This is a genomic window from Bradyrhizobium sp. S3.2.6, assembly GCF_040546885.1.
Taxonomy (GTDB): Bacteria; Pseudomonadota; Alphaproteobacteria; order Rhizobiales; family Xanthobacteraceae; genus Bradyrhizobium; species Bradyrhizobium cytisi.
The window spans coordinates 126015-150967 of the sequence record NZ_JBEPOS010000009.1 but is presented as its reverse complement, the minus strand read 5'-3'; the positions used below and the strand labels follow the sequence as shown (position 1 = coordinate 150967).

At 65.7% G+C, this 24953-nt stretch carries 22 protein-coding genes; 13 read left to right on the top strand and 9 right to left on the bottom strand.

What is annotated here, in order from left to right; translation table 11 throughout:
• Positions 1-160: 160 nt before the first annotated feature.
• On the bottom strand, positions 161-973 hold the full coding sequence (locus ABID58_RS18395) for a M90 metallopeptidase family protein (protein WP_354033721.1): 813 nt from the start codon (positions 971-973) through the stop codon (positions 161-163).
• Between the two features lie 226 nt (positions 974-1199).
• On the opposite strand from ABID58_RS18395, the gene ABID58_RS18390 reads away from it, so the two are divergent.
• Positions 1200-1493 (top strand): antibiotic biosynthesis monooxygenase, encoded by a 294-nt coding sequence (locus tag ABID58_RS18390; protein WP_045005289.1) that lies wholly within the window; start codon positions 1200-1202, stop codon positions 1491-1493.
• Between the two features lie 145 nt (positions 1494-1638).
• On the opposite strand, the gene ABID58_RS18385 is transcribed toward ABID58_RS18390, so the two are convergent.
• Positions 1639-3084 (bottom strand): helix-turn-helix domain-containing protein, encoded by a 1446-nt coding sequence (locus tag ABID58_RS18385; protein ID WP_354033720.1) that lies wholly within the window; start codon positions 3082-3084, stop codon positions 1639-1641.
• Positions 3085-3291: 207 nt separating this feature from the next.
• Here ABID58_RS18385 and ABID58_RS18380 point away from each other — a divergent pair, with 207 nt between their 5' ends.
• The 3 genes from ABID58_RS18380 (at position 3292) to ABID58_RS18370 (ending at position 5901) form a co-directional block, all read left to right on the top strand.
• Positions 3292-4926, top strand: coding sequence for an isocitrate lyase (locus ABID58_RS18380; protein WP_354033719.1), 1635 nt, complete (start codon positions 3292-3294; stop codon positions 4924-4926).
• A gap of 22 nt (positions 4927-4948) precedes the next feature.
• Positions 4949-5158, top strand: coding sequence for a DUF4170 domain-containing protein (locus ABID58_RS18375; protein ID WP_008137787.1), 210 nt, complete (start codon positions 4949-4951; stop codon positions 5156-5158).
• A 188-nt stretch (positions 5159-5346) separates the two neighbouring features.
• On the top strand, positions 5347-5901 hold the full coding sequence (locus tag ABID58_RS18370) for a hypothetical protein (RefSeq protein ID WP_354033717.1): 555 nt from the start codon (positions 5347-5349) through the stop codon (positions 5899-5901).
• A gap of 97 nt (positions 5902-5998) precedes the next feature.
• Here the strand turns inward: ABID58_RS18370 and ABID58_RS18365 are convergent, their stop codons facing one another.
• Complete coding sequence (locus ABID58_RS18365; RefSeq protein WP_354033716.1) at positions 5999-6880, bottom strand: metallophosphoesterase family protein; 882 nt, start codon at positions 6878-6880, stop codon at positions 5999-6001.
• 92 nt (positions 6881-6972) lie between these two features.
• Here ABID58_RS18365 and ABID58_RS18360 point away from each other — a divergent pair, with 92 nt between their 5' ends.
• The 9 genes from ABID58_RS18360 (at position 6973) to ABID58_RS18320 (ending at position 15105) form a co-directional block, all read left to right on the top strand.
• On the top strand, positions 6973-7464 hold the full coding sequence (locus tag ABID58_RS18360) for an NUDIX domain-containing protein (RefSeq protein ID WP_354033714.1): 492 nt from the start codon (positions 6973-6975) through the stop codon (positions 7462-7464).
• A 47-nt stretch (positions 7465-7511) separates the two neighbouring features.
• The gene (locus ABID58_RS18355; protein ID WP_354033712.1) at positions 7512-8663 is read left to right on the top strand and encodes a hypothetical protein; all 1152 of its coding nucleotides are present in this window, start codon (positions 7512-7514) and stop codon (positions 8661-8663) included.
• On the top strand, positions 8660-9595 hold the full coding sequence (locus tag ABID58_RS18350; protein WP_354033711.1) for a glycosyltransferase family 2 protein: 936 nt from the start codon (positions 8660-8662) through the stop codon (positions 9593-9595). Before ABID58_RS18355 ends, ABID58_RS18350 begins: the two co-directional genes overlap by 4 nt.
• A 54-nt stretch (positions 9596-9649) precedes the next feature.
• Positions 9650-10165 carry a GNAT family N-acetyltransferase gene (locus ABID58_RS18345; RefSeq protein ID WP_354033709.1) on the top strand — a complete coding sequence of 172 codons (516 nt, stop codon included), beginning with the start codon at positions 9650-9652 and terminating at the stop codon, positions 10163-10165.
• Between the two features lie 6 nt (positions 10166-10171).
• A complete protein-coding gene (locus ABID58_RS18340) occupies positions 10172-10639 on the top strand; it encodes a DUF1801 domain-containing protein (protein WP_148755617.1) in 468 nt (155 codons plus the stop codon).
• A 127-nt stretch (positions 10640-10766) separates the two neighbouring features.
• Positions 10767-11537, top strand: coding sequence for an IclR family transcriptional regulator (locus tag ABID58_RS18335; protein ID WP_354033708.1), 771 nt, complete (start codon positions 10767-10769; stop codon positions 11535-11537).
• A gap of 188 nt (positions 11538-11725) precedes the next feature.
• Complete coding sequence (locus tag ABID58_RS18330; RefSeq protein ID WP_354033706.1) at positions 11726-13045, top strand: MFS transporter; 1320 nt, start codon at positions 11726-11728, stop codon at positions 13043-13045.
• A 10-nt stretch (positions 13046-13055) separates the two neighbouring features.
• Positions 13056-14681 carry an N-acyl-D-amino-acid deacylase family protein gene (locus tag ABID58_RS18325; RefSeq protein WP_354033703.1) on the top strand — a complete coding sequence of 542 codons (1626 nt, stop codon included), beginning with the start codon at positions 13056-13058 and terminating at the stop codon, positions 14679-14681.
• Between the two features lie 40 nt (positions 14682-14721).
• A complete protein-coding gene (locus ABID58_RS18320; RefSeq protein ID WP_354033701.1) occupies positions 14722-15105 on the top strand; it encodes a RidA family protein in 384 nt (127 codons plus the stop codon).
• Between the two features lie 54 nt (positions 15106-15159).
• Here the strand turns inward: ABID58_RS18320 and ABID58_RS18315 are convergent, their stop codons facing one another.
• The 6 genes from ABID58_RS18315 to ABID58_RS18290 all read right to left on the bottom strand — a co-directional run bounded on the left by ABID58_RS18315 (position 15160) and on the right by ABID58_RS18290 (position 24936).
• On the bottom strand, positions 15160-17427 hold the full coding sequence (locus ABID58_RS18315; RefSeq protein ID WP_354033699.1) for a TonB-dependent receptor: 2268 nt from the start codon (positions 17425-17427) through the stop codon (positions 15160-15162).
• Positions 17428-17575: 148 nt separating this feature from the next.
• Positions 17576-17974, bottom strand: coding sequence for a DUF2946 domain-containing protein (locus tag ABID58_RS18310; RefSeq protein WP_354033697.1), 399 nt, complete (start codon positions 17972-17974; stop codon positions 17576-17578).
• Between the two features lie 138 nt (positions 17975-18112).
• Positions 18113-20176 carry a hypothetical protein gene (locus ABID58_RS18305; protein WP_354033696.1) on the bottom strand — a complete coding sequence of 688 codons (2064 nt, stop codon included), beginning with the start codon at positions 20174-20176 and terminating at the stop codon, positions 18113-18115.
• 7 nt (positions 20177-20183) lie between these two features.
• Positions 20184-22997, bottom strand: a complete 2814-nt coding sequence (locus ABID58_RS18300; protein ID WP_354033694.1) for a DUF4159 domain-containing protein — start codon at positions 22995-22997, stop codon at positions 20184-20186.
• Positions 22994-23938: a DUF58 domain-containing protein gene (locus ABID58_RS18295; RefSeq protein WP_354033693.1), complete on the bottom strand. Its 945-nt coding sequence runs from the start codon at positions 23936-23938 to the stop codon at positions 22994-22996. The genes ABID58_RS18300 and ABID58_RS18295 overlap by 4 nt, the downstream gene beginning before the upstream one ends.
• On the bottom strand, positions 23938-24936 hold the full coding sequence (locus tag ABID58_RS18290) for an AAA family ATPase (protein WP_148755627.1): 999 nt from the start codon (positions 24934-24936) through the stop codon (positions 23938-23940). The genes ABID58_RS18295 and ABID58_RS18290 overlap by 1 nt, the downstream gene beginning before the upstream one ends.
• Between the last annotated feature and the right edge of the window lie 17 nt (positions 24937-24953).

Below are 24953 nucleotides of genomic sequence, written 5' to 3'. Positions count from 1 at the left end.
GAAACAGTCCCAATCGATGCGGCGGGACTATGCAGATCGGGCCCCGCCTTGGCAATTCCCGCCCGGGCGTCATCCGCAGCTTCCGGTTACCAAAACAGAAAAGCCGCGCATGTCGCGCGGCTTTTGGCATTGGCTTGGCGCGAGGTGCGCCGTGCCGGCCTTATTTCAGCGAGGCGACCGGTCCGCTTGAGCTTGCTGCCGGATCGGGATCGAAGCCGAACACGCCGACCAGGTATTTGTAATAGTCCGGCATCTTCTCCTTGAGCGCCTCGCGGGTCTTGGGATCGTGGAATTCGCTCTTGCCGGCCAGGAAGATGCTGGCGGTGACCGCAAAGAACTCCATGTGGTTCTTCAGTGCATAGGCTTCCTTGGGCAGGAAATCCTTGGACTTGGCATAGGCGTAATAGCCGATCACGCCCTTGTTGGCGTAGCCGTCCGGCAGCAGGCGCGCGTGATAGGCGTGCAGCATCTCGTGGAGCAGCACGGCCTCTTTCTCGTAACGCATCATGTCCGGCCGGACCATGATGACGCCGAGCCCGGAATCGACTGCGAGGTCGACGGCGTTCGGGTTGGTCCAGCGCTGCTTGTCGTGGTCCCACACCGTTAGCGTCCGCGGGGTGGTGCGCTGGGTATCCGGCGTGACCCGGCCGTAGCAGGCGGTTGCGGCGCCTTCGTCGAGGCAGGCCAGCTCGCTCGCGATGATCGGGACGGTACGGAAGAAGCGAAGCACGCGCGGCGAGAACCCGGCGCCTTCGACCACGTCGATCTGCTGCTTCAGATTCTCGGTGAGCTTGTCGACGTCCTTGCGCTCGGAATTCTCCGACACGTCGAACATGTAGCCGCGGTAGCTCTGGAAGCCGGGCGGCAGCGCCTTCGCGGCATCGGCGGACGCGACATCGAGCGAGCCGGCGGTGGACGGATTGGCGAACAGCGCGCCGACAACGGTCGCGGTCAGCAGCAACGCAATGCGCATGATGAACCCCCTGATGTCACTTCACGCGGCAGGATAGGCTGCCGTTGTTTGCGAAAAGTGAGTGGGGCGAGACTAAGGCAGCGATGTTGAGGCGTGCTTAATCCCTGGTTGCAGATCGCGAAGACGGATTAGGGCAGGGTTAACCAAGCCGTAGATCGGCGGCGCGCTTGGGCGTAACATGCCGCTCGGGCATCAAGCCCGGATCAGAAGCCGAAGGGAGGATGCCATGTATGCCGCCATCCGTCAGGCCAAGGCGAAGAGCGGAAGCGCCGAAGAGCTGGCGCGCCGCATCAAGGACGGCGCCGTTCCGATCATCAGCGACGTCGACGGCTTCAGGGCCTATTACGTCGTCTATGCCGGCGACGACACGGTGACCGCGATCTCCATCTTCGACAAGTTCGAGCAGGCCGAGGAAGCGAACCGGCGTGCCATTGCCTGGATCGAAAAGGATCTGGGGTCGCTGTTGGCGGGGCATGCGAGCGCCGCCGCGGGGCCGGTGATCGTGCATACGCTGGCGTAGTTGGTTGGATCGCTCGCGCCTCAAACTCAACGGTCATCGCCCGGCTTGACCGGGCGATCCAGTACTCCGAGACGGCTATGATTGAACCGATGGGCCGCGGCGTACTGGATGCCCCGCTTTCGCGGAGCATGACAACGGAGAGGGGTCACAACTCCCTTGCATTCGAGAACGCGAACGAGCTCACCCGTCGCGTCGTCTCGTCCAGGATTAGCGTGCGTGTGATCGGCGGCTCGGCGCGCTGGGCGCAGTTTTCGCGCTCGCAGAGCCGGCAGTTGACGCCGATCGGCGTGCCTTCCGTCTTCTCCAGGTCGATGCCGGTGGCGTAAGTCAGGCGCGCGGCGTGGCGGATCTCGCAGCCGAGGCCGATGGCGAAGCGCGGTTGCGGCTGCGGGTGCGGCGCGACGGGCCGGCGCACCATCTGGGCAATCGAGAAATAGCGCGTGCCGTCGGAGAGCTCGATCACCTGCTTCAGCAGGCGGTCGGGCGTGTCGAAGGTCGAGTGCACGTTCCACAGCGGACAGGTGCCGCCGAATTTCGAGAACGGGAACGTGCCGGAGGAAAAGCGCTTCGACACGTTGCCGGCATTGTCGACGCGCAGCAGGAAGAACGGAATGCCGCGCGCGTTCGGCCGTTGCAGCGTGGTGAGGCGATGGCAGACCTGCTCGAAGCCGGAATTGAAGCGCTGCGCCAGCACGTGGATGTCGTAGTTGAGGGCTTCGGCCGCCGCGAGGAAGGCCGGGTAGGGCATCATCACGGCCGCTGCAAAGTAGTTGGCGAGCGTGATGCGGAACAACCGGCGCGGCGTATCGTCGAGCGGGCCGGCGCGGCCGATGATGGTCTCCAGGGCTTGCGTGCATTCGCCGAGGCCAAGCTGGAAGGCGAGCTGGAAGGCGCGACCCGGAGGGTCGACCAGCTCCGAGATCAGGAGCTGACGGCGGTGACGGTCGAAACGGCGGAGCGTTTCGCGCATCACGTCGACCGGCATGATGCGGGTCTGGATCGAATGCTTTTCGCGCAGGCGTGCGGCGAGTGCGGCATAGAGCCCTTCGGCCGGCACGTTCAACTCGTCCCGCAAGGTTTCGGCGGCCTGCTCGAGCTCCGGGAAATAATTGCGGTTGGCCTCGATCAGCTCGCGCACGCGCTCGACCGGATTGGCCTCGTAGCGCGTGCCGACATCGCGGTCGGCCATTTGCGCTGCCGCCAGCGTCTCGCCCTGGCGCGCCTCGGTATAGGCCGCGTAGAGCCGCTGCAGCGCGTGCGTCACGCCGGGACAGAGCTCGGCGAGGTCGCGCAGCTCCTGCTTGGGGACCTCGATCTGACGGAACAGCGGATCGGAGAAGACCTCGTTGAGTTCGGCGAAGAAGCGGTCCTCGTCGGCGGTGGCGAGATCGCGCAGATCGAGGTCGTAGGTTTCGGCCAGCCGCAGCAGGATCTGCGCCGTCACTGGGCGCTGGTTCCGCTCGATCAGATTGACATAGCTCGGCGAGATCCCGAGCCCCTCGGCGATCTGGGTCTGCGATAGCCCCAATTGCTGCCGGATCCGCCGGAAGCGCGGACCGACGAACAGCTTTTTCCCTGATGCGGCGGGCATTTCTTACCATCTCCAGAGGCACTAAGGGCAGTCTCACTGACCTGTATTCTTTACAAAATTTACAAAATAACATCTACTACATGTTCTTATGTTACATGACATCACCATTCGAATACAAGGCCTCTATACGAACTTCTCTTTCTCGCGTTTAGCTCGTGTCACGCGTTTCGCAATGCACTGTCAAAACTGTCGAGAGAGAGCACGCACATGAACTACCAGCCCCGTGGCATCAACGCGCTCCAGCGCCCGGCCTCGTATCAGAGCGAGATCGAGGCGGCCCAGGCGCTCCTCGAGACCAAGCCGACCTGGAATGGGGTGTCGGCCGAGGCCGTCGCGCGCATGCGCATCCAGAACCGCTTCAAGACCGGCCTGGACATCGCCCGCTACACCGCGGCGCTGATGCGGGCCGACATGGCGGCCTATGACGCCGATCCGACCAAGTACACCCAGTCGCTGGGCTGCTGGCATGGCTTCATCGCCCAGCAGAAGCTGATCTCGATCAAGAAGCACTTCGGTGGCAAGACCGATCGCCGCTACCTCTATCTGTCCGGCTGGATGATCGCGGCGCTGCGCTCCGAGTTCGGACCGCTGCCCGACCAGTCGATGCACGAGAAGACCTCGGTGCCGGCCTTGATCGAGGAGCTCTACACCTTCCTGCGTCAGGCGGACTCCCGCGAGCTCAACGACATCTTCCGCGCGCTCGACAAGGCGCGCAAGGAAGGCGACAAGGCCCGCGAGAAGGAGCTGATCGAGAAGGTCGACAACTTCCAGACCCATGTCGTGCCCGTCATCGCCGACATCGACGCCGGCTTCGGCAACGCCGAGGCGACCTATCTGCTCGCCAAGAAGATGATCGAAGCGGGCGCCTGCGCGCTGCAGATCGAGAACCAGGTCTCCGACGAGAAGCAGTGCGGTCACCAGGACGGCAAGGTCACCGTGCCGCACGAGGTCTTCCTGGCGAAGATCCGCGCCTGCCGCCACGCCTTCCTCGAGCTCGGCATCGAAGACGGCGTCGTCGTGACCCGCACCGACTCGCTCGGCGCCGGCCTGACGCAGCAGATCGCCGTCAGCCACAAGCCCGGTGACCTCGGCGACCTCTACAACAGCTTCCTCGACTGCGAGGAAGTGACGGCGCAGAACGCCCGCAACGGCGACGTCATCATCAACCGCAACGGCAAGATGATGCGTCCGAAGCGGCTGCCCTCGAACCTCTACCAGTTCCGCCCCGGCACGGGCGAAGATCGCTGCGTGCTCGACAGCATCACCTCGCTGCAGAACGGCGCCGACCTGCTCTGGATCGAGACCGAGAAGCCGCATATCGAGCAGATCGCCAAGATGGTCGACCGCATCCGCAAGGTCGTTCCGAACGCGAAGCTCGCCTACAACAACTCGCCCTCGTTCAACTGGACGCTCAACTTCCGCTGGCAGGTCTACGACGCGATGAAGGAAGCCGGCAAGGATGTCTCGAAGTATAACCGCGCCGAGCTGATGAAGCCGGAATACGACGATACGCCGCTGGCGATTGAAGCCGACGAGCGCATCCGCACCTTCCAGGCGGATTCGGCCAAGCGCGCGGGCATCTTCCATCACCTGATCACGCTGCCGACCTATCACACGGCCGCGCTGTCCACCGACAACCTCGCACGCGAGTATTTCGGCGAGCAGGGCATGCTCGGCTACGTCAAGAACGTCCAGCGTCAGGAGATTCGTCAGGGCATCGCCTGCGCCAAGCACCAGAACATGGCCGGCTCCGATATCGGCGACGACCACAAGGAATACTTCGCAGGTGAAGCCGCCCTGAAGGCGGGCGGCGCCCACAACACGATGAACCAGTTCGGCTAACGCCACGCAACAGGAGACTGATATGACCAAGGGCAGCAATTTCTGGGTGATCGGCGGCGAGTTCGGCTCGATGAACTTCCACAAGCTCGTCGAAGGCTCGGCCCAGGTGCAGGGTCCGTTCAAGACCCGCAAGGAAGCTGAAGACGCCTGGCGCTCGGTTTCGGAAGAGAACCGCCACAAGGCCGGGGTCCGCTTCTCGATCGTGGAAGAGCCGTCGCGGGTCTCGGCCTGACGGCTGCCTGACAAATAAGAAGACGTCCAAGGACGGAGGGTCCCATCCGGCGCAAGCCGGGTGGGATCGTCTGCTTTTGGCACACATCAACGGCCTGTGGGTGTCGTAAGTATCTGGAATGATAGGCCCTTTGCGGGCGCTTTGGTTGCTGATAGGTTAATAGCGGAAAGTCGAGGACCAGGCCGACAATGTCAGAGCCCGAGACCAGCGGGACCCATCCCAGCCAGCCGCGCCCGGTGCGGCTGCGCGATGCGCTGCTGCGCGCGCGGATCGAGGCCGCCGACCGGACCGGCGTCGTCGTCGATCTCAGGGATGCTGAGGTGGCGCGGCTCGAGATCCTCAACGACGCGCTCGACCCGCTGTTCGCCCAGGTTCCGGATCAGATCGATTTGTTCGACCGCGGCATCAGCCAGGGCGATACGCCGCGGCTCTGGATCGACGTCGTCGCGCACATCATGATGGGGCGCGACAAGCGGCTGTACCGCTTCGTCCAGGACAGCCGCTTCGGCCGCATCGTGCTCGCCGAATCGCACGACACTGCGGTGATCGTTGACGCCGTGACCGACTACGTCGCCCGCCGCATGATCGAGCGCGAGCGCGCAATGGTGGTGCTGCCCGAGCCGAAGCCGGAGGTCGCGCAGCCGCCCCGCCGCTCGCGCGTCTGGCCGTTCGTGTTCGGCTTCATCCTCGGTGCCGCCGCGCTGTTCGGCGTCGCCGTGCTCGCGGCGCTGCGGAGCTGGTGAGATTTCGTCATTGCGAGGAGCGAAGCGACGAAGCAATCCAGGCTGTCTCCGAGGAAGCAGTCTGGATTGCTTCGCTTCGCTCGCAATGACGGCAAGGCTATACCACCCGTGCCCGCTTGATCTCTCGCACCTGCAGGTCATGATCGATGCTTCGCACGATCTGCTCGCAGTGCCAGCCGGCATTGTCCTTCTCGATCGCGAACAGATTGTAGGCCGCCGCCGGATGTCGCCCGTGCGCGAGCGCCGAGGCCGACGGCACGCCGATCGCGGGAATGTTGCCGTTCCGACCTGCGAACCACATCGTCGAATGGATGTGGTCGTGCCCGTGCAGGATCAGCTCGACGCCGTGGCGCTTGAGCAGCGCCAGCAGCGCCGCGGAATCCGTCAGCCGCTTCTGCCATGCGCTGGACTTCAGGGGGTGATGCACCAGCAGCACGCGGAAGACGTCCTCGGCCGCGAGCTGATCGAGCACCCGTTCGAGTGCGGCGAGCTGATCGTGCCCGAGCGTGCCCGTCGCCATCAAGGGTGGCGTCGGCACGGCGCTGGAGAGGCTGATCAGCGCAGCCGGCCCGCGCCGGCGCACACCGGGAAAGCCGGTGTTGCCGTCGTCGTCTGCAAGATAGGGCGCAAAGGTCTCGCCGAAGCGATGGCGCGTGACGCGGACATAGGCGTCGTGATTGCCGGGAATCGTGGTGACGCGATCGGGCGGCCCGACCCCGTCGAGCCAGGCGCGCGCCGGCGCGAACTCCGCCTCCATCGCCAGATTGACGAGATCGCCTGTGACCGCGATGTGGTCGGGCGCCTGCGCCTTGATGTCGGCGACCAATGCATCGAGCACCTCGCGGCGGTGGTAGTTGTGACGGTTGCGCGTCCAGTTGACGTAGCCGAGCGCGCGCTTGCCGGCGAGCTCGATCAGCCGCGGCTTCGGCAGCGGCGGCAGATGCGGGTCGGACAGATGGGCGAGCGTGAAAGGTGCCATGGCGCGCGGTTGCCTCGCTATTCGCACGCTGTAATGGCAATGTCGCCGGCAACGTGCAAGGGACGCTTGAAAGGGCGCTTCAGGAGAGCCTGATGGGGGAACGCCTGGACAAGATCCGACGCAGATTCGAGCCGCTGCTGCGGCGTGTCTTCCACGCCTATTTCCTGCTGGTCCGCGGTATGACGCTCGGCGTCCGCGCCGTGGTGCTCGATGCCGACAACAAGGTGTTTTTGGTCAAGCACAGCTACGTCTCGGGCTGGTATCTGCCGGGCGGCGGCGTCGACTATGGCGAGACCATGGAGCAGGCGATGCGCCGCGAGCTCAAGGAGGAGGGCGATATCGACCTCACCGGGGAGGCCGTGCTGCACGGCGTCTTCCTCAACAGCCACATCTCCCGCCGCGACCATGTCGCGGTCTATGTCGTCAGGCATTTCCGGCAGGACAGGTTGCCGGCGCCCAACCACGAGATCATCGAATGCGGCTTCTTCGACACCGCCGCGCTGCCGGAGGAGGCGACCCCCGGCACGCGGCTGCGGATCGCGGAAGTGCTTCACGGCAGGCCCGTGATTGCGACGTGGCGCTGAGGGCGGGCTATGCTAGTACCAGTCCGAATGGGCGCCACGGAAACCTGATGAAAGCCACAAAACTCGCCTTCGGCTTGATCTGCCTCGCGATCCTCGCCAGCAACATTGCGACAATGTCGCGCTGGAGCGAGGCGCGCGGGGTCTATGACGACATCTGCTATCTCCGGCAGGCGCATCTGTTCCAGCGCTTCGGCGCCGGTGGGCTCGACACCAACGCGGTCAGGGACGACGACCGCTATTTCGAAGGCAAGCTGAAGGACATTGCCTTCGCCGAATGGAAGGATCCGATCCGCTGGCCCTGCCACAATCCGATGCCGGGCGGCAAGGTCGTGTTGCAATATCCGCCGGGCACCGGCTTTCTGCTGGCGCTGTTTCCGCAAGGCCATCAGGTCGTGCCGCTCTACATTGCGGCGAGCCTGATCCTGTGCGGCCTCGCGCTATCAGGCATTGCCATGGCGCGGAGCCTGCCGTCGGTCCTCGGCGCTGGCGTGTTCGGCGCGCTTGCCGTCTATCTCATGATCAATCCGGCGAAAGCGAGCTATTCGGTCGCGCCGACCATGGCGCTGTGCGCGGTCGCGGGCTTCCTGACAGCGCTGTGGCTGGCCAGGGGCAAGCGCAGTGTCCTGCTGATCGCGCTGATCGGTCTCCTGCTCGGCGCATCCGTGAATTTCAGGCTGCCGAATGCCTTGCTCGCGGCCGGCTATTTCCTCTTCCTCGGCATTCCCTTCCTGTGGACGCGCTCGCTTGCAACGTTCGTGCAGGGCCTCGCCTTCGGAGCCGGCGTGCTCGTCGGCATGGCGCCGACGCTGGCCGCCCAGGCCATCAACGCCGGCAGTGCGCTGTCGACAACCTATGGCAGCGCCGATCTGGTCGCGCCGGCGTTCGATCTTGCGGTTTTCGGTCAGTATTTGCGCGACATGCAGATCGTGCTGATCGTGCTTGCGATCGGCGCGACGCTCTCGCTGTTGTGGTCGCGCGAGGGGCATGTGCAGCAGGCTGCCTTCGTCGTTGCCGGCAACCTCGCCGTCAATCTCGGCTTCTTCCTGAGCCATCCGGTCTTCACACCCTACTACGTCGTGCCGATTGCGATGTTGTCGCTGTGGACGCTGTCGTTTGCCCGGCTGCTTCAGCCAGCCGAGGCGCGCGAGGCTGCATCGGTCCGGCGCGAGCCGGCCAGTCTGGGAGCGCTGCCGCGATGACATCCGCTCAATCCCGCATCGCCGTGCTGGTGCCCTGCTACAATGAGGAGGCGGCGGTCGCGACTGTCGTCGCCGACTTCCGCAAGGCGCTGCCCGCGGCGGAAATCTATGTCTACGACAACAATTCGCGCGACCGCACCGCTGCCGTCGCGCACGAGGCCGGCGCGATCGTGCGCAGCGAGCGGCGGCAGGGCAAGGGCCACGTGGTGCGTCGCATGTTCGCCGATGTCGAGGCCGACATCTACGTGCTGGTCGACGGCGACGCCACCTACGATGCGCCGAGCGCGCCGCGCATGGTCGACAAGCTGCTCGACCAACATCTCGACATGGTGGTCGGGCTTCGCATCGACCAGTCGCAGGCCGCCTACCGCCTGGGCCACCGCGCCGGCAACCGGATGCTGACCGGATTCCTGTCCTCGACCTTCGGACAGGAGTTCAAGGACATCCTGTCCGGCTATCGCGTGTTCTCGCGCCGCTTCGTCAAATCGTTCCCGGTGCTGTCAGATGGCTTCGAGATCGAGACCGAGCTCGCGGTCTACGCGCTGGAGCTGTCGCTGCCGGTTGCCGAGGTCGAGACGCCCTATTACGCGCGCCCGGAAGGTTCGTTTTCGAAGCTCAACACCTGGCGCGACGGCTTTCGCATTCTCGGTACCATTCTGAAGCTGTACCGCTCGGAGCGGCCGCTGCGCTTCTTCACCGTGATCGGAATCCTGCTGGCGCTGGCCGCGATCATCCTTGCGATCCCGATCGTCGTCACATTCATCGAAACCGGCCTGGTGCCGCGCCTGCCGACCGCCGTGCTGTCGATGGGATTGACGATCATGGCGATGCTGTCGGTCTCGTCGGGCCTCGTGCTCGATACCGTGACGCGGGGGCGACGGGAGATGAAGATGCTGGCCTATCTGTCCCAGCCGGCGCCGAAAAGGAACTGAAGTCGGGCGCTGCCATGGACTGCCGAACGTCCAGATGCTACTCCGCGAAACAACATGAACGATCTCTCAATCACCATCCGTCCCGAAGCCCCGGGCGACGCCCAGGCGATCGAGCGGCTGCACGAGCGCACCTTCGGCCCCGGCCGTTTCGTGCTCAGCGCCTACCGCATCCGCGAGCACGTCGACCATCTGCTCGACGTCTCCTTCACCGCCCGCATCGGCACGCTGCTGGTCGGCTCCGTCAGGCAATTGCCTGTCACGATCGGTGAGACGCCGGCGCTGCTGCTCGGGCCGCTCACCGTCGAGCCGCCATTTCGCAGCCGCGGCATCGGCCGCATGCTGATGGAGCGGTCGCTGAAGGACGCCAGGGACAAAGGCCATCGCCTCGTGCTGCTGGTCGGCGACGAGCCCTATTACAGCCGCGTCGGCTTCAAGCTCGTCCCCAAGGGACGCGTGACCATGCCGGGCCCGGTCGATGCCGCCCGCGTCCTGGTGTTCGAGCTCGCCGACGGCGCCTTCGAGGGCGTCTCGGGCAAGATCGCTCCCGACTGGAGCAAGGCGCGCGGGTAGGCTCACATGTTCCGGGTGACAGCCGACACATTGCAGGCCTACCTCGATTTCGATCCGCAGCGAAGGCGAGATCTGACCGAACTGCACAAGCTGGTCGTCTCGGTTGCGCCGACCCTCAAGCGCTATTTCCACCGAGGAACGCCCGCGGGAGAGGCGGGAATGCGCATGAAGATGATCGGCTACGGCAAGTTTCGCTACGCCGTCAAGTCGGGAAAAAGCACGGAGTGGCCGGTGATCGGTGTTGCGCTTCAAAAGAACTACATCAGCGTGTACGTGGCGGTTACCAGGCAAGGTGCGCCGATCGTCTCCCGTTATGCGGGAGAGCTCGGCGAACTGCGGATGGGGGGCAACAACTTCAGTTTCGAGCGGTTCGAGGATCTCGATCAGGATGCCGTATCGACCCTCGTCGCGGAAGTTGCCGGCATCTTCAAAGCGGATCCTGAAAACCCCGTTCGCTATATGCAGGGCTCGTGACTCGCCGGTGCCCGGCAAATAGCTCTGGGGCGTTATTCTGAACGCGGAAAGCCGGACACCGCTATACCGTCAGCGCGGTTTATGCCAAAAACAGCAGGCCGCGAAGCTGACGAAGGACATGTGAAGTTTGGCCGCATCCAAAAAGGGCACCTCGCCCGCGGAACGCCAGAATGGGATTGATCGGACCATCGATCTCCTGGAAGCACTGCTGCATTTGCGCGCGCCCTCCAGGCTCAGCGACCTCGCCAAGCAAATGGGCGCGCCGCGCTCGACGGTCTATGCCATCGCCAACCGCCTGATCGAGGCGGACCTGCTGGAGAGCGTCGGCGAGGGCGGTCAGGTCTATTTCGGCAAGGCGGTGCATCTCTACGGGCGGGCCTATGCGGAGGCCAATCCCCTGCATCGCCGATGCCGCGAAGCCCTCGACCGGCTGGCGACCCAGCATAGTGCCACCGCGCAACTCTGCGCGTTGCGTGGCCGCAAATATGTGGTGGTCGATACGCGGGACGGGTCGGGCCTGTTCCGGATCACGACGGATGTCGGCATCGAGGTGCCGCTGCCGTGGACTGCATCCGGCAGGTTGCTGCTGGATCACATGAGCCCGGCAGAGATTCGCGCGTTCGTTCCGAAAGAGGATTTTCGCCTTCCGGACGGCCGCGTTCTCGATATCGACGATTTCATCAAGGACGTCGCACGCGCGAGACGTGACGGCAAATGCGTGACGACGGCGCTGTCCGATCGGTTTACGTCGTGTCTTGCCGCCCCCATCCGCGACAGGAAGGGTGTCGCGGTCGCGACGCTCTGCTTCGTCGTTCCCGCGGATTCGGTGAAGGAGCGTAGGACCGCGCTGCTCGACGACCTCGTCGCCACCGCAACCGAACTCTCGGATCGCCACTGAACCCAGTCGACCGGCAGCGCCACGGCCGATGCACTGGCATCGGGCCGTCGCGGCCCCGCGTGTCCACTCTTGACATCATGCCGCTGCAATATCTAACGTAACGCTATAAGATAATATTGTCCGTTATAAGAGACAATGTGCCAGCAGGCGTGAGAGGCGCGACCCTGCGTTCCAGGCGAGGATTCGAAATGGCAAATGCAAGACAACAGGTACCCGGACGACGCTGGCTGATCGGTTGTCTGCTCGGCGTCGGAATTCTCATCAACTACATCGATCGCGTCGGGCTCTCCGCCGCGACGCCCGAGCTCACCAGGGAGCTTGGCCTCACCGCCACCGATATCGGGCTGCTCGGCAGCGCGTTCTTCTGGACCTATTCGCTGCTGCAAGTTCCCGGCGGCATGGTGCTCGACCGCTTCGGCGTCACCATGGTCGGCCGTGCCAGCAGCTTCCTCTGGGCGGTCGCCGCCACCATCACCGCGCTCGCCAGCGGACTTTGGGGAATCGCCGGCGCGCGCCTGTTGCTCGGCGTCGCGGAAGCACCGGCCTTTCCGGCCAGCCAGAAGGCGACCGGCCACTGGTTTCCGCTCGATGAGCGCGCGCGCTCGACTGCGATCTTCGATTCCGCCGCCAAATTCTCCAACGTGATCGGCGTGCCGCTGGTCGCCTATGTGATCTTTCTCTACGGCTGGCGCTGGGGTTTTGGCGTCACCGCGCTGCTGAGCTTGCTGTATTTCGTCGCCTACTACCTCATCTATCGGAATCCGAGCGAGGATCCGAAGCTGTCCAAGACGGAGCATGACTACATCGTCGCCGGCGGCGGCACGCCGGAAGGCCCGGCCACGGCAGGGCAGAGCCGCATGCTCGGCTACCTCTTGCGCAACCGCAAGGTCTGGGGACTGACCATCGGGTTCTCCGCTTATGGCTACACCTTCTATCTCTTCCTGACCTGGTTGCCGGGCTATCTCGCGCAGACCATGCATATGAATCTGATGTCGGCCGCGGGCTATTCGACGATTCCCTGGATTTTTGCGACGCTGTCGGACCTCCTGATCGGCGGGTTCCTGGTGGATCATTTGATCGCCCGTGGTTACGACAGCACGCGGGTGCGCCAGTCGGTGATCATCGTCGGCATGCTGATGGGGCTTGCCGTCATCGGCGCCGCCTTCACCGTGAAGCCGGGCTGGGCGCTGCTGTGGCTGTCGATCGCGATCTCGGGATTGTCGGCCGCGGCGCCCGTGGGGTCCTCGATCGTGTCGCTGATCGCGCCGAAGGGCGGGGCGGGAACGGTCGGCGGCATTCTCAATTTCACCAACAACATGATGGGCGTGCTCGCACCGATCGTGACTGGTATAGTCGTCGACTGGACTCAATCGTTTGCCGGCGCCTTCATGATCGCCGGCGTGGTGCTGCTGATCGGCATCTTTTTCTATGTCGTGGTGCTGGGGCGGATCGAATCGATTCCCGATTTCGCCGAGGCACCGCCGCCGGACGCCGTGCCGGTCCACTGAGGAGAGGGCCATGCCCCAAGGAACAAGCCAAAGCAGAGCCAGGGACACTCTCATCCGCAATGCCCGGCTGATCGACGGCACCGGCGCGCCGTGGTTCGAGGCCGACCTGCGCATCAGCGGCAGCCGCATCGCGGCGATCGGCGCCTCGCTGCCGGCGGAGGAGGCCGACATCATCGACGCGCGCGGATGCTATCTCGCGCCGGGTTTCATCGACGCCCATTGCCATGACGACCTGATCTGCCTGCGCGAGCCTGACAGGCCCGAGAAGGCGTTGCAGGGCGTGACCACGCTCGTGGTCGGCAATTGCTGCTTCTCGCTCTATCCGGCGACCGCGGGCTCCGCCGAGATGCTGCGCCTGCACTTCTCGGGTCTCGCCGGCGAAACCCGCTCGAACGAAGTCTTCGACAGTTTCGACGGCTACCGGCTGGCGCTGGAAGGGCCAGGCGTGGCGCTCAACCTCGTCTCGCTGGTCGGACATGCCGCGATCCGGCTCGCGGTGCTCGGTTACGACCGCCGCGCGGCGACGGCGCAGGAGATCGCGGCGATGCAGGCGCTGCTCGCCCAGCAACTCAGGCAAGGCGCTGCCGGCCTGTCGCTCGGTCTCGTCTATCCGCCGAGCGCCTATGCCGACACCCATGAACTGTGCGCGCTGGCGGAGACGGTGCGCGCGCACGGTAAGCTGCTCACCGCCCATATCCGCAGCTACGAAGCGGGCCTGCTGAATTCCATCGACGAGTTCATCGCGATCCTGCGCGCCTCCGGAGCCGCGGGGCTGCTGTCGCATCTGCAATCGGCGGGAAAGCCGAACTGGGGCGCCATCCCCAGGGCGCTCGACCGGCTCGAGGCCGCGCGCGCAGAGGGGATCGATATCTCGTTCGACATGTATCCGTATCCCGCCGGCAGCTCCTACATGCTGCAACTGTTGCCGCCGGCGGCGCTCGAAGGCGGCATCGACGCGCTGCGCGCGCGGCTGCGCGATCCGGCGAAGCGCGAGGCGTTGCGCGTGCTGGTAGAAGAGGGCGATCCCGATCCGCATGCCGCGCAGTCCAAGATCGTGCTGATCGGCTGGCACAATGTGCGCATCTCCGGCACCGGCAATCCCGCGCTGAAGCCGCTCGAGGGCAAGTCGATGGTCGATGCCGCGCGCGAGCTCGGCATCTCGCCGTTCGATCTCATGGTTCGGTGCATCGAGGAGGACCAGGGCCAGACCGGCATCATCATGTTCCAGCTCGATGAGGCCGATTTGCGCGCCGCCTTCACCCATCGCCTGCACATGGTCGGCTCCGACGGCATTCCGCGCCCGGGCACCAAGCCGCATCCGCGCGCCTATGGCAGCTTCCCGCGCGTCGCCGGCCGCCTGACGCGCGAGCAAGGCTGGCTCACGTTGGAGGACGCCGTGCGGCGAATGACGGCGATGCCTGCCCAGCGCTTCGGCCTGTCCGATCGCGGCATCCTGCGGCCGGGCATGATCGCGGATCTCACTTTGTTCGATGAGACCATCATGGACAAGGCGACGTTCGAGACGCCGACGGAAATGCCCGCAGGCATCCGTTCTGTATTCGTCGCAGGCGAGGCCGTGGTTGCAGACGGACGCAGCACCTTCGCGCGGCCGGGCCGGGCCCTGATCACCGGATGACGGCCCTGCAGACATCATCACCACAGACAGGACGAGACCAATGACGCTGAAACGATACGGCGCGGCCGGCGGCACCGGTACCGGCGGCCAGCACCTTCCTTTTGCCCGCGCGGTCGAGGCCGACGGCTGGCTTTACGTTTCGGGGCAGACGCCGATGGAGAACGGCGAGGTGATCGAGGGCGGCATCATTCCCCAATCGCACAAGGCGATCCGCAACCTGCTCGCCATCCTGACTGAAGCCGGTTACGGGGCCAAAGATGTCGTGCGTTGCGGCGTCTGGCTCGACGATCCCAGAGACTTTCAAAGCTTCAACAAGGTCTTCGCCGAATATTTCGGCGCCAATCCGCCGGCGCGGGCCTGCGTGGTGTCGAGCATGGTGGTCGATTGCAAGGTCGAAATCGACTGCGTCGCCTATCGCAGGTAAGCCGCCTCTTGGCTGCGTCGGGGCTTTAAGGCCCCGACGCAGCAAGCCGCACAGCTAGAACCGCTGCGACATGCCGACATAGAAGCCGCGCCGCGGTCCGTATTGCGGCGCGAACACGCCGATGCCGGAGCCGTCGCGGATCTGGTAGATCGTGTCGAACGCATTGACCACGTCGAAGCGCACCGTCGTCGGCTTGTTCGGCGCGACGATGTTGAAATCGTGCGACAGGCCGAAATTGACCTGCGTGTAGCCGGGCAGGTGATCGGTGTTGGCAAAGCCCGAGCGCAGGCCGCTGCCATAGATCATCGACACGCTGTAGCGCGTCCCCTCCCAGAGATAGGAGGCGCCGGCCGATCCCGACAGCATCTGGGCGTGGTCAGTGTAGATGTAATGGCCCGAGATGTAGGCAAGCTCGTCCGCGCCGAACAGATACTGGTTCGAGACGACGCTGGTCGCGATCTGCTTGGCCCAGGCAAGATTGGCGTAGGCGCTGAAATTGCCGTTGCGATAGGTCGACTTCAGCTCGACGCCGACGTTCTCGCCGCGATCGTAGTTGAAGCCGCTGAGCACATAGGCCGCGCCGAACTGGCCATCGTCGAGCAGGTCGCGCGCCTTCTTGTAGTAGGCGTCGGCGCCGACCTCGAGACCGGGGATCGGATAGACCTTCTGAACGACGCCGACATCGAACACGTGCGACCGCTCCGGCAGCACCGGGCTGTTCTGCCCGACCTCCGGCGTCTGCGTGTTGGCGGGCGCGCCGGGCGGGGTCACCAGCGCGAGATTAACCGGCGACGCGATCACCTGCGAGGGCGGGGTGAAGTTGCGCGCATAGCCGGCGTGGAAGGTCGTTCCGTCGAACGGTTTCCAGGTCAGGCTGACCCGCGGGCTGAGCTGGTTGGCATCGACAAATTGATACATCTGGTCGAAGCGCAGGCCGGCGTTCAGGGTGAGATTGTTGGTGATCTTCCATTCGTCCTGGACGTAGGTCCCGATCAGCCAGCCGGTCTTGGCGTTGGAATCGAACACCGAGAATGGCTGATCGATCGTGCCGGTGCCGCTGGGATCGGTTGGATCGAGCGGCAGCACCGTCGTTCCGCTGTTGACCAGCGTTCGCTCAGCGCTCACCGACAGGCCGAACCGCAGCGTGTGCGCGTAGCCGATGCGCCAGGCGGTGTCCTGCTGGATGCCGTTGACCACGCTCTGGCGATAGACGTCCGAGGAGACGCCGTTGAAGACGAGATCGCCGATCGGGTCGGGGTAGAAGTGCAGCTGGCTGTAGCGGTTGAAGTAGGAGGTCTGGGTATCGAACTCACCGTTCGACGTCTGGTAGGAGACGACGTTGAACTGGTTGGACTCGTTCTGGTGCTCGTTGAGCCGGGACGAGTCGAAATCCGACACGCCGAAGGCGGTGAAACCCGGCGTCTGGCCGGGATTGTTCGGGATCTGGAACGTCGCATTCGACACGCCGCTCATGAAGGTGAGGCGGCTGGTTGGATCGATCATCGTCGAGAGATAGAGAAATCCCTTTTCCTGGTTGGTGCGGTCGTGGATCGCATTGACCGACGGGGTCGGGTTCTCGATGCCGAGATTGTTCTGGAGAAAGCGTCCCGACAGGAAATACTGCGTCTGTCCGGCGGTCCCGCCATATTCCACGTTGGTCGAGATGGTGCCGTGGCTGCCGCCATAGACGCCGACGACACCTGAATTGTTGAAGGCGTCCGCCTTGGTCTGGATGTCCAGCACGCCGGCGGTTCGCTGGCCGTATTGCGCCGGCAGCGCGCCGGTGAGCAGGCTCAGGCTGCCGACGATGCCGGTGTCGAGGATCTGCCCGAACGCGCCGACGCCGTCGGGAAGCATGACGCCGTTGATGCGATATTGCAGGTTGGCGTGCTCATTGCGGACGTGCAGGTCGCCGCTCGCGGCCGAATCCTGGGTGACGCCGGGGAATTGCAGCAGCACCTTGTCCAGCGAAGCATTGGTACCCTGCGGCAGCGCCTCGATCGCCTGGTGATTGAGCGTGTGGGCCGTGGCGCCGCCGGGCGGAAGCACGCTTTGGCGCGCCGCGTCGAACCGGTCGCTCTGGCCCTCGACGGCGGCGGGAGCCTCGGTCTGTGGCCGTGCCTGCGTTGTCGCACGCCGCTTGGCAACGGCGACGCGAACCTTGGGGCGGCGCGGCGCCTGGGTCTGCTTGGGCGCATCGACTTCGACGCTCGGCAGCGTCGTGGTGGGAGCCGTCGTCTGCGCCATGGCGCTGCCGCCGGGATAGAACAGCGTGAGTGCGGCGAGGCTCGAGCCCGCCAATATTGCTTTTGAAGACACCATTGTCCTGATTTCCGATCGCGCACCGCCGCTCTCTTTTAGAGGCTTTGCGGGCGGTACGCGCCGTCGACACGCGACGGATCAATTTCGATAACCTTGCGGGATCGGCGCGACGCGCGGCCGATGCCAAAGGCAGCTCAATCGATGGAGATCAGGACGCAGGTGGGGCGCGTGGCTGGAATGCCGTGCGGGCCGATTGCAGATGGATGAATTCGGCATCGGTGGTGCGGTAAAGCAGCTCGACCGCCTGCGGCAGCAACAGCAGGGGCGGCGTCGCGAACGTGACCGTGGCGGCCATCGCGACCAAGGCGCAGATCGCGCAATTGTCCTCGCCCGGCCGTTCGCGATCGGGATTTGTCGGGGACTGCTTCTGGACCGATGCGCTGTCGGTCGATGCGATGCTCTTGGCGCTGTCGGCCAGCTGAGACTGGGCGAGGGGCGCGGCCTGCGCGAACCAATGGCTATGACCGAAGGTCAGCGCGAACTGCACCAGCATCGCGAACAACGCGAGCCGGGCGCCGTGCCTGATATTCGACCGGAACCACTTCATCTGGAAACGCCACCCCGCATCGCGAGGCGCCGATCGGCGTCGCGATGTTATATTGTAACATCGCAGCAAGGGTCAGCGGATGTCAACCGCCGCCGCAACGGCCAAGGCGGACCGTTGTAAGATGTGTCGTTCCGGCAACTAACGCCCTTCGCGCACCCAGGTCGCGGCGAAGGCGCCGAGCAGCAGCAGCAGGCCGATCAGGCCGGCAAAGATCGGCAGCACGCCGACGCCCTTGACGACGCTGGCGTCGCGCATCCGCACGCCCATCCAGCCGTCACCGGCAAACACGCTGATCGAGCGCACCGGCACGATGCGCGGCAGCTCGACGCTGCCGCCATCCGCAATCCGCACGGCGCTGCCGCCGGTCGCCTGCGTCAGCGGCTTCAAGGTTTCCGTGGTGGAGGTGACTTCCGAAAACTCCTTCGGATTGGTCGGGCCGACATTGATCAGCGCCTTCAGCGTGCCGTCGGTCGCCTGCCACAGGCCGAGCTCGCTGGCGGGAAGGCTCGCGCGCCACTCGCCGGGATCGCCGGGGCTGAGCGTCAGATCACGCGAGACGCCGGAGGGCGAGGTCACGCTCACCGGCTGCACGCTGTCCGCCATGGTCTGGCGCACCACGACGAGATCCTTGCCCTGCACCTGAAGCCGCAGCGCTTCTTCGTCGAGGTCCGGCTGCTTCATCAGCCAGTGCGACATCCGCCTCAACAGATCGAGATGCGGGCCACCGCCCTCGTAGCCGCGCGCCCACAGCCAGATGTGGTCGGACAGCAGCAGCGCGACGCGGCCCTCGCCGAAGCGCGACAGGAACAGCAGCGGCTTGCCGTCCGCGCCCGTCATCACCGGCGGGTTGACCGAATTGCGGGTCTCGACGGTGCGGAAGAAGCGGCTCCAGTGCGGCGGCTCGAACGCCGAGCCCTCCAGCCCGCGCGTGACGGGATGGCGTTTGCCGATGTCGGAGAGATGCGCATAGAACGGCTTTTCGGTGACGCCGACGGGTTCTGCCGGCAGCACCGTGTCGAGCGGCGTGCGCCAGATGCTCGTAGTCGAGGCATAGTCGGGGCCGGCCGACACCAGCACGGCACCGCCGGCGCGCACGTAGCGCGCGATGTTGTCGAAATAAGCGATCGGCAGCACGCCCTGGCGGGCGTAGCGATCGAAGATGATCAGCTGGAATTCGTTGATGTGCTGCTGGAACAGCTCGCGGGTCGGAAACGCGATCAGCGACAATTCGTTGATCGGCGTGCCGTCCTGCTTCTCCGGCGGCCTTAGAATCGTGAAATGCACGAGGTCGACGCTGGCGTCGGACTTCAACAAATTGCGCCAGGTGCGCTCGCCGGAATGCGGCTCGCCGGACACCAGGAGCACGCGCAGCTTGTCGCGCACGCCGTCGATGGCGACGACCGCGCGATTGTTCACCGGCGTCAGCTCGCGCTCGAGCGGCGAGGCCTCGATCTCGACGATGTTCGGACCGGCATGCTTGATCTCGACGTCGACGCTGGCGCTCTGGCCGCTCGAGAGCGTGCGCTCGTTGATGACCTCGCCGTCGCGGCGGATCGTGACCTTGGCGCGCTCGCCGGTGACGCCCTGGTCGTCGAGCTTGTAGCTGATGGTCTGGTTCTGGCCGACGATGCCGAAGCGCGGTGCTGCCGTGATCGCGATGCGGCGGTCGCGCTCGTCCTTCTGTCCGGTGACCAGCGCCTGCACCGGCGCCTGGAAACCGAGCGCGGCGGCGTTGGCGGGGATATCGTGAACGCGGCCGTCGGTGATCAGGAACGCGCCGGCGACGCGGTCGACCGGCACGTCCGACAATGCGGAGGCCAGCGCGCCGAACAGCTTGGTGCCGTCGGTCTCGCCGTCGGCCTGTCCGGCATCGACGACGCGCACTTCAAGTCCCTTGATCTTCTTCAGGCTGTCGACCAGCGCCTCCTGCGCCTTCGCAGCTTCCTGGTTGCGCTTGCCGAAATTCTGGCTCGGGCTCTTGTCGACCACGACCGCGGCGACCGAGGTGAGGGGATCGCGGTCCTCGCGCGTGAAGGAGGGATTGGCGAGCGCGAGCAAGAACAGCGCCAGCGCCGCCACGCGCACCGCCGCGCCGCGCGCCCGCGCAACCAGCAGCACGATCGCGATGACCACGATGGCAGCGAGCGCGATCCACAGGACGATCGCGGGAACCAGCGGGGTGAACGCAATGCCGTAATTCATATCGATCCTATTGCCCCAGTCGCTCGATCAGGGCCGGCGCGTGCACCTGGTCGGCCTTGTAGTTGCCGGTCAGCGTGTACATCACGATGTTGACGCCGGCGCGATAGGCGAATTCGCGCTGACGCGGCTCGCCCGGGGTCAGCGGCAGCATCGGCTGGCCGTCGGGACGGAGCGCCCAGGCGCCTGCGAGGTCGTTGGAGGTGATGATGATCGGCGAGACGCCGTCGCCGCCGCGCGCGGGCCGTTGCGCGCTCTCGTCGTCGTCCTCGCGCGGCAGCGCTTCGACCCAGGTCTGGCCCGAGTTGAAGCGGCCGGGGAAGTCGCGCAAGAGATAGAAGGTCTTGGTCAGCACGTGCTCGCGCGGCACCGGCTCGAGCTCGGGCACGTCGAGCGAGGACAGGATCTCGCGCAAGGCCTGCATGCCCGGCGTCTGCGAGGCCCCGTTCTCGCCGGGCGGCGCTTCGACCGCGTCGCGGGTGTCGAAGATCACGGTGCCGCCCTGCTTCATATAGGCGTCGATCTTGTTGATGGCGTCCTGCGGCGGCTTCGGCGCGCCCGGCACGATCGGCCAGTAGATCAGCGGGAAGAAGGCCAGCTCGTCGCGCGCGGGGTCGACACCGACGGGATCGCCGGCCTCGAGCGCGGTGCGCTGCGCCAGGAACAGTGTCAGGCCGGACAGGCCCGCCTTGACGATGGAATCGACGTCGGCATTGCCGGTGACGACATAGGCGAGGCGGGTCTGCGAGGTCGACTTCATCGCGAACTCGTCCGACGCGCTGTCGGCGCGCGACGGCGTCGGCGTCAGCACGGCCATGCCTGCGAGCACGAAGCCAAGCAGGATCATGGCGGGCGCTGCGCGCCGGCGCAGCAGTGCGGCAAGGCCGCCGCCGAGCAGCGCCACGATGATGGCGTCCACCAGAAACAGCGCCAGCGCCGTCGACAGCAGCCAGCCGCGCAGATCGCGCGGCTCGGCGTTGGTGTAGGTGGCGTGCCGGGCGCGGAGGCCTGCGGTGTTGAGGGCTGCGATGCGGTCGGCGGCTGCGAGCGTGTTCACGGCGAGCGGTCCTTCTGCCGGACCGTAGAAGCCGGGCGGATGATCCGGCGTAGCGCGGTCGCGATAATCAGCCGTCAGCGGCTTGGCGGTGGCCGGCGGCGGCCCGAACGCGCCGAAGCCGTCGAGCAGATGCAGCGGCGCCAGCGTCTCGGTGCTGGCTTCGACGGCAACGCCGGCGCCGGGCTTGGCGGTGTAGCCGGACATGTCGACGACGCGCCGGAGCATTTCGACGAAGGTGCCGGACATCGGCAGATCCGACCAGCGCATGTCGGCGCTGACATGGAACAGGCTGACCAATCCCTTGCCGCGATGCTCGCCGGTCACCAGCGGCGTGCCGTCTTCGAGCGAGGCCCAGCTCTTGGTGGCAAGCACTGCGTCCGGCTCGGCCAGCACCTGCCGGCTCACGGTGACATCCTTGGGCACTACGACGCCGGCAAACGGACCGTCGGCGGCGAACGCGGCGAGATGCTGCGGCTTCTCCCAGGTCAGGCTGCCGCCAAGCGTGCGGCCGCCCTTGCGCAGCTTGACCGGCACGAGATCGTCTTCGGCCTGCGCCAGCCGCGGACCCGCGAACCGCACCAGCACGCCGCCCTGGTCGATCCAGGCGTTGAGACGCTCGCGCAATTCGGGCGCGACGGTGCCGACATCGGCCAGGATAATCATCGGCAGCTTCTGGTCGAGGAACTGGGTGATGCCCTGCTGCGGCGAACCCTTGTCGGCAAGCCGCACGTCGGCGAACGGCGCCAGCGCGCGCGTCAGGTAGAAGGTCGGCGCCAGGAGCGGCTGCGCGGTCTCGCTGGTTGCGCCCGAGACGATGCCGATGGCGCGCCGCCGCCAGCGCTTGTCGAGGAGCTGCACCGCGCCGGCCGAACGCTCGCCGGAGATCTCGAGCCGCGAGATGTCGTTGCGCAGCTCGACCGGCAGGTCGAACGCCGCCTCGACCTCCTTGTCCTGCGGGCCGAAGGTGAAGCGCGCCTCGCCGATCGGCGAGGCCTTCTGGTCCAGCGCCCGCACGGTGCCGGCGGCAATGCCGCTGTCGGTGCGCAGCACCTTCACCGTCATCCTCGCCGCCGCGTTTTCCGCCGCGACCAGCGCCAGCGGGGAGGAGGTGCCGCCTTCGAACACCGTCAAGCTGCGATCCCCTGAGGTCTTGCCGAGCCCCTGCACGAACTCTTCGCCGCGGCCGGTGTCGACGCCGTCAGACAGCCAGGCGATCTCGCAGTCGCCGGTCGCTTTCAGGAAACGATCGATTGCCGTGAGGGTTTCAACGCGCTCGATCGAATAGGGCTTTGGCACGATCTGCCGCAGCGCAACGCGCGCAGCGCCCGCCGGCATCAGCGTGATGTCGCGGTTCGGCTCGGACAGTGGCACCAGTGCAATCGCGCGGCGGTCATTGTCGGCATTGGCAATCAGCTCGTCGGCGGCCCGGATCCGCGTGTCCCAGTTCGAGGCGGCGCTCCAGCCGTCATCGAGCATGATCATCAGCGGCGCCTTGCTGGAGGCGAGGCCGGTTTGCGGATTCCAGATCGGGCCGGCGGCGGCGAAGATCACCAGGGCTGCGGCGAGCAGGCGCAGTGCGGTCAGCCACCACGGCGTCCGCGCTGGCGTCTCTTCCCGTGGTGCGATGTCGAACAGCAGGCGGGTCGGCGGAAATTCGATACGGCGCGGCCGCGGCGGCATCACGCGCAACAGCCACCACAGCACCGGCAGGCTGACGAGGCCGATCAGGAGCAGCGGTTCGGTGAAGGCGAGCGGCAATCCCATCATGCGGCCGGCCCCGCCTTGATCGAGGTGGTGCGGGCGCCCGACTTGCTCACCTGCATGCCGGCATGGAGGAACAGCAAGAGTTCAGCGGCCGAGCGGTCGGTCGCATGCGTCGTGAACAGCCAGTCGAGCTTGTTGGTCTCGGTGCGGATCTGGTCGCGATGCAGCGCCAGCCGCGCGGTGTAATCGTCCACCCAGCTCTCGGCGCGGCCGGCGGTGATCACGCCAAAGCCTTCCGGCTCGACGAACTCGACGCGGCCGGAATAGGGAAAACTCTCTTCGGCGGGATCGACGACCTGCACCAGCGTGCCATGCGCGCCGGAGCCGGAGAGCCCTGCGAGCGTGGTCCTGATCTCCGCGATCGGCGACCAGAAATCCGACAGCACGATGGTCTCGGCCAGCGCGGCGGGGACGAAGGACGGCGGCAGGCTCAGCCGGTCTGCATCGTCATGCAGCATCGCTTGCGCCATCTTGTCGATGACGCTGCTGCTTGCGGTCGGCGCCATCAATCCGGGAATGCCGACGCGCTCGCCGCCCGCAACCAGCAGCTCGGCCAGCGCGAACGCAACGATCAGCGTGCGCTCCAATTTGGAGTCACGTGCGGTCTTTGAGGCGAACGCCATCGACGGCGAACGATCAGGCCAGATCCAGACCGTGTGCGAGGCCTCCCATTCGAGCTCGCGGACATAGAGATGGTCGTCACGCGCCGAGCGGCGCCAGTCGACTCTCTGCGCCGGCTCGCCGGAGACGAAGCGGCGGTACTGCCAGAAATTTTCACCGGACCCCGCGCGGCGCCGGCCGTGCAGGCCGTGGATGACGTTGGCGGCGATACGGCGGGCCTCGAGCACCAGGCGCGGCAGCGAAGCGGCGAGCGTACGGCTTTCGCCATCGGCACGTCGGATCGCGATGACCTCCTTTGCTGTGTGCCCGGTCTCTGCGGCCATCAACCGATCCGTGTCTTCAATTGCCGGATCACGTCCGGAATCGTACGTCCCTCGGCGCGCGCCTGGAACGTCAGCGCCATGCGGTGCTTCAGGATCGGCTCGGCGAGGTCGAGCACGTCGTCGACCGAGGGCGCGAGACGTCCGTCGATCAGCGCGCGGGCGCGCACGGCGAGCATCAGCGATTGGCTGGCGCGCGGACCGGGGCCCCAGGCGATGAACTTGCCGGCCTCGCCGCTCTCCTCGCCCGGACGGGCCGAGCGCACCAGCGACAGGATGGCTTCGACCACGGAATCACCGACCGGCAGGCGGCGCACCAGCCGCTGCGCGGTGATCAGCGCATCGGCGGTCATCGAGCCCTTCGCCAGCGTGTCTTCGGCGCCGGTGGTCTCGAACAGGATGCGGCGTTCGGCGTCGCGATCGGGATAGTCGACGTCGATCTCCATCAGGAAGCGGTCGAGCTGCGCCTCGGGCAGCGGATAGGTGCCTTCCTGCTCCAGCGGGTTTTGCGTCGCGAGCACGTGGAACGGTTTTGGCAGATCGTGGCGCGCGCCGGCCACGGTGATGTGCTGCTCCTGCATCGCCTGCAGCAGCGCCGATTGCGTGCGCGGGCTGGCGCGGTTGATCTCGTCGGCCATCAGCAGCTGCGCGAAGACCGGGCCGGAGATGAAGCGGAACGAGCGCTTGCCGGCGGTGCTCTCGTCGAGCACTTCGGCGCCGAGAATATCCGACGGCATCAGGTCAGGCGTGAACTGGATGCGCTTGGCATCGAGACCGAGCGTGACGCCGAGCGTCTCGACCAGCTTGGTCTTGGCAAGGCCGGGCACGCCGATCAAAAGCGCGTGGCCGCCGGAGAGGATGGTGACCAGCGTGTTCTCGATCACGCGATCCTGGCCGAAGATCACCGATGCGATCGCGTCCTTCGCCGCGCGCACCTGGCTCGACACCTGCTCGGCCGAACGGACGATGCCGTCTTCGAGCTTCTCGACACTTTCCGCCATCCGTTAGCTCCTTAAGC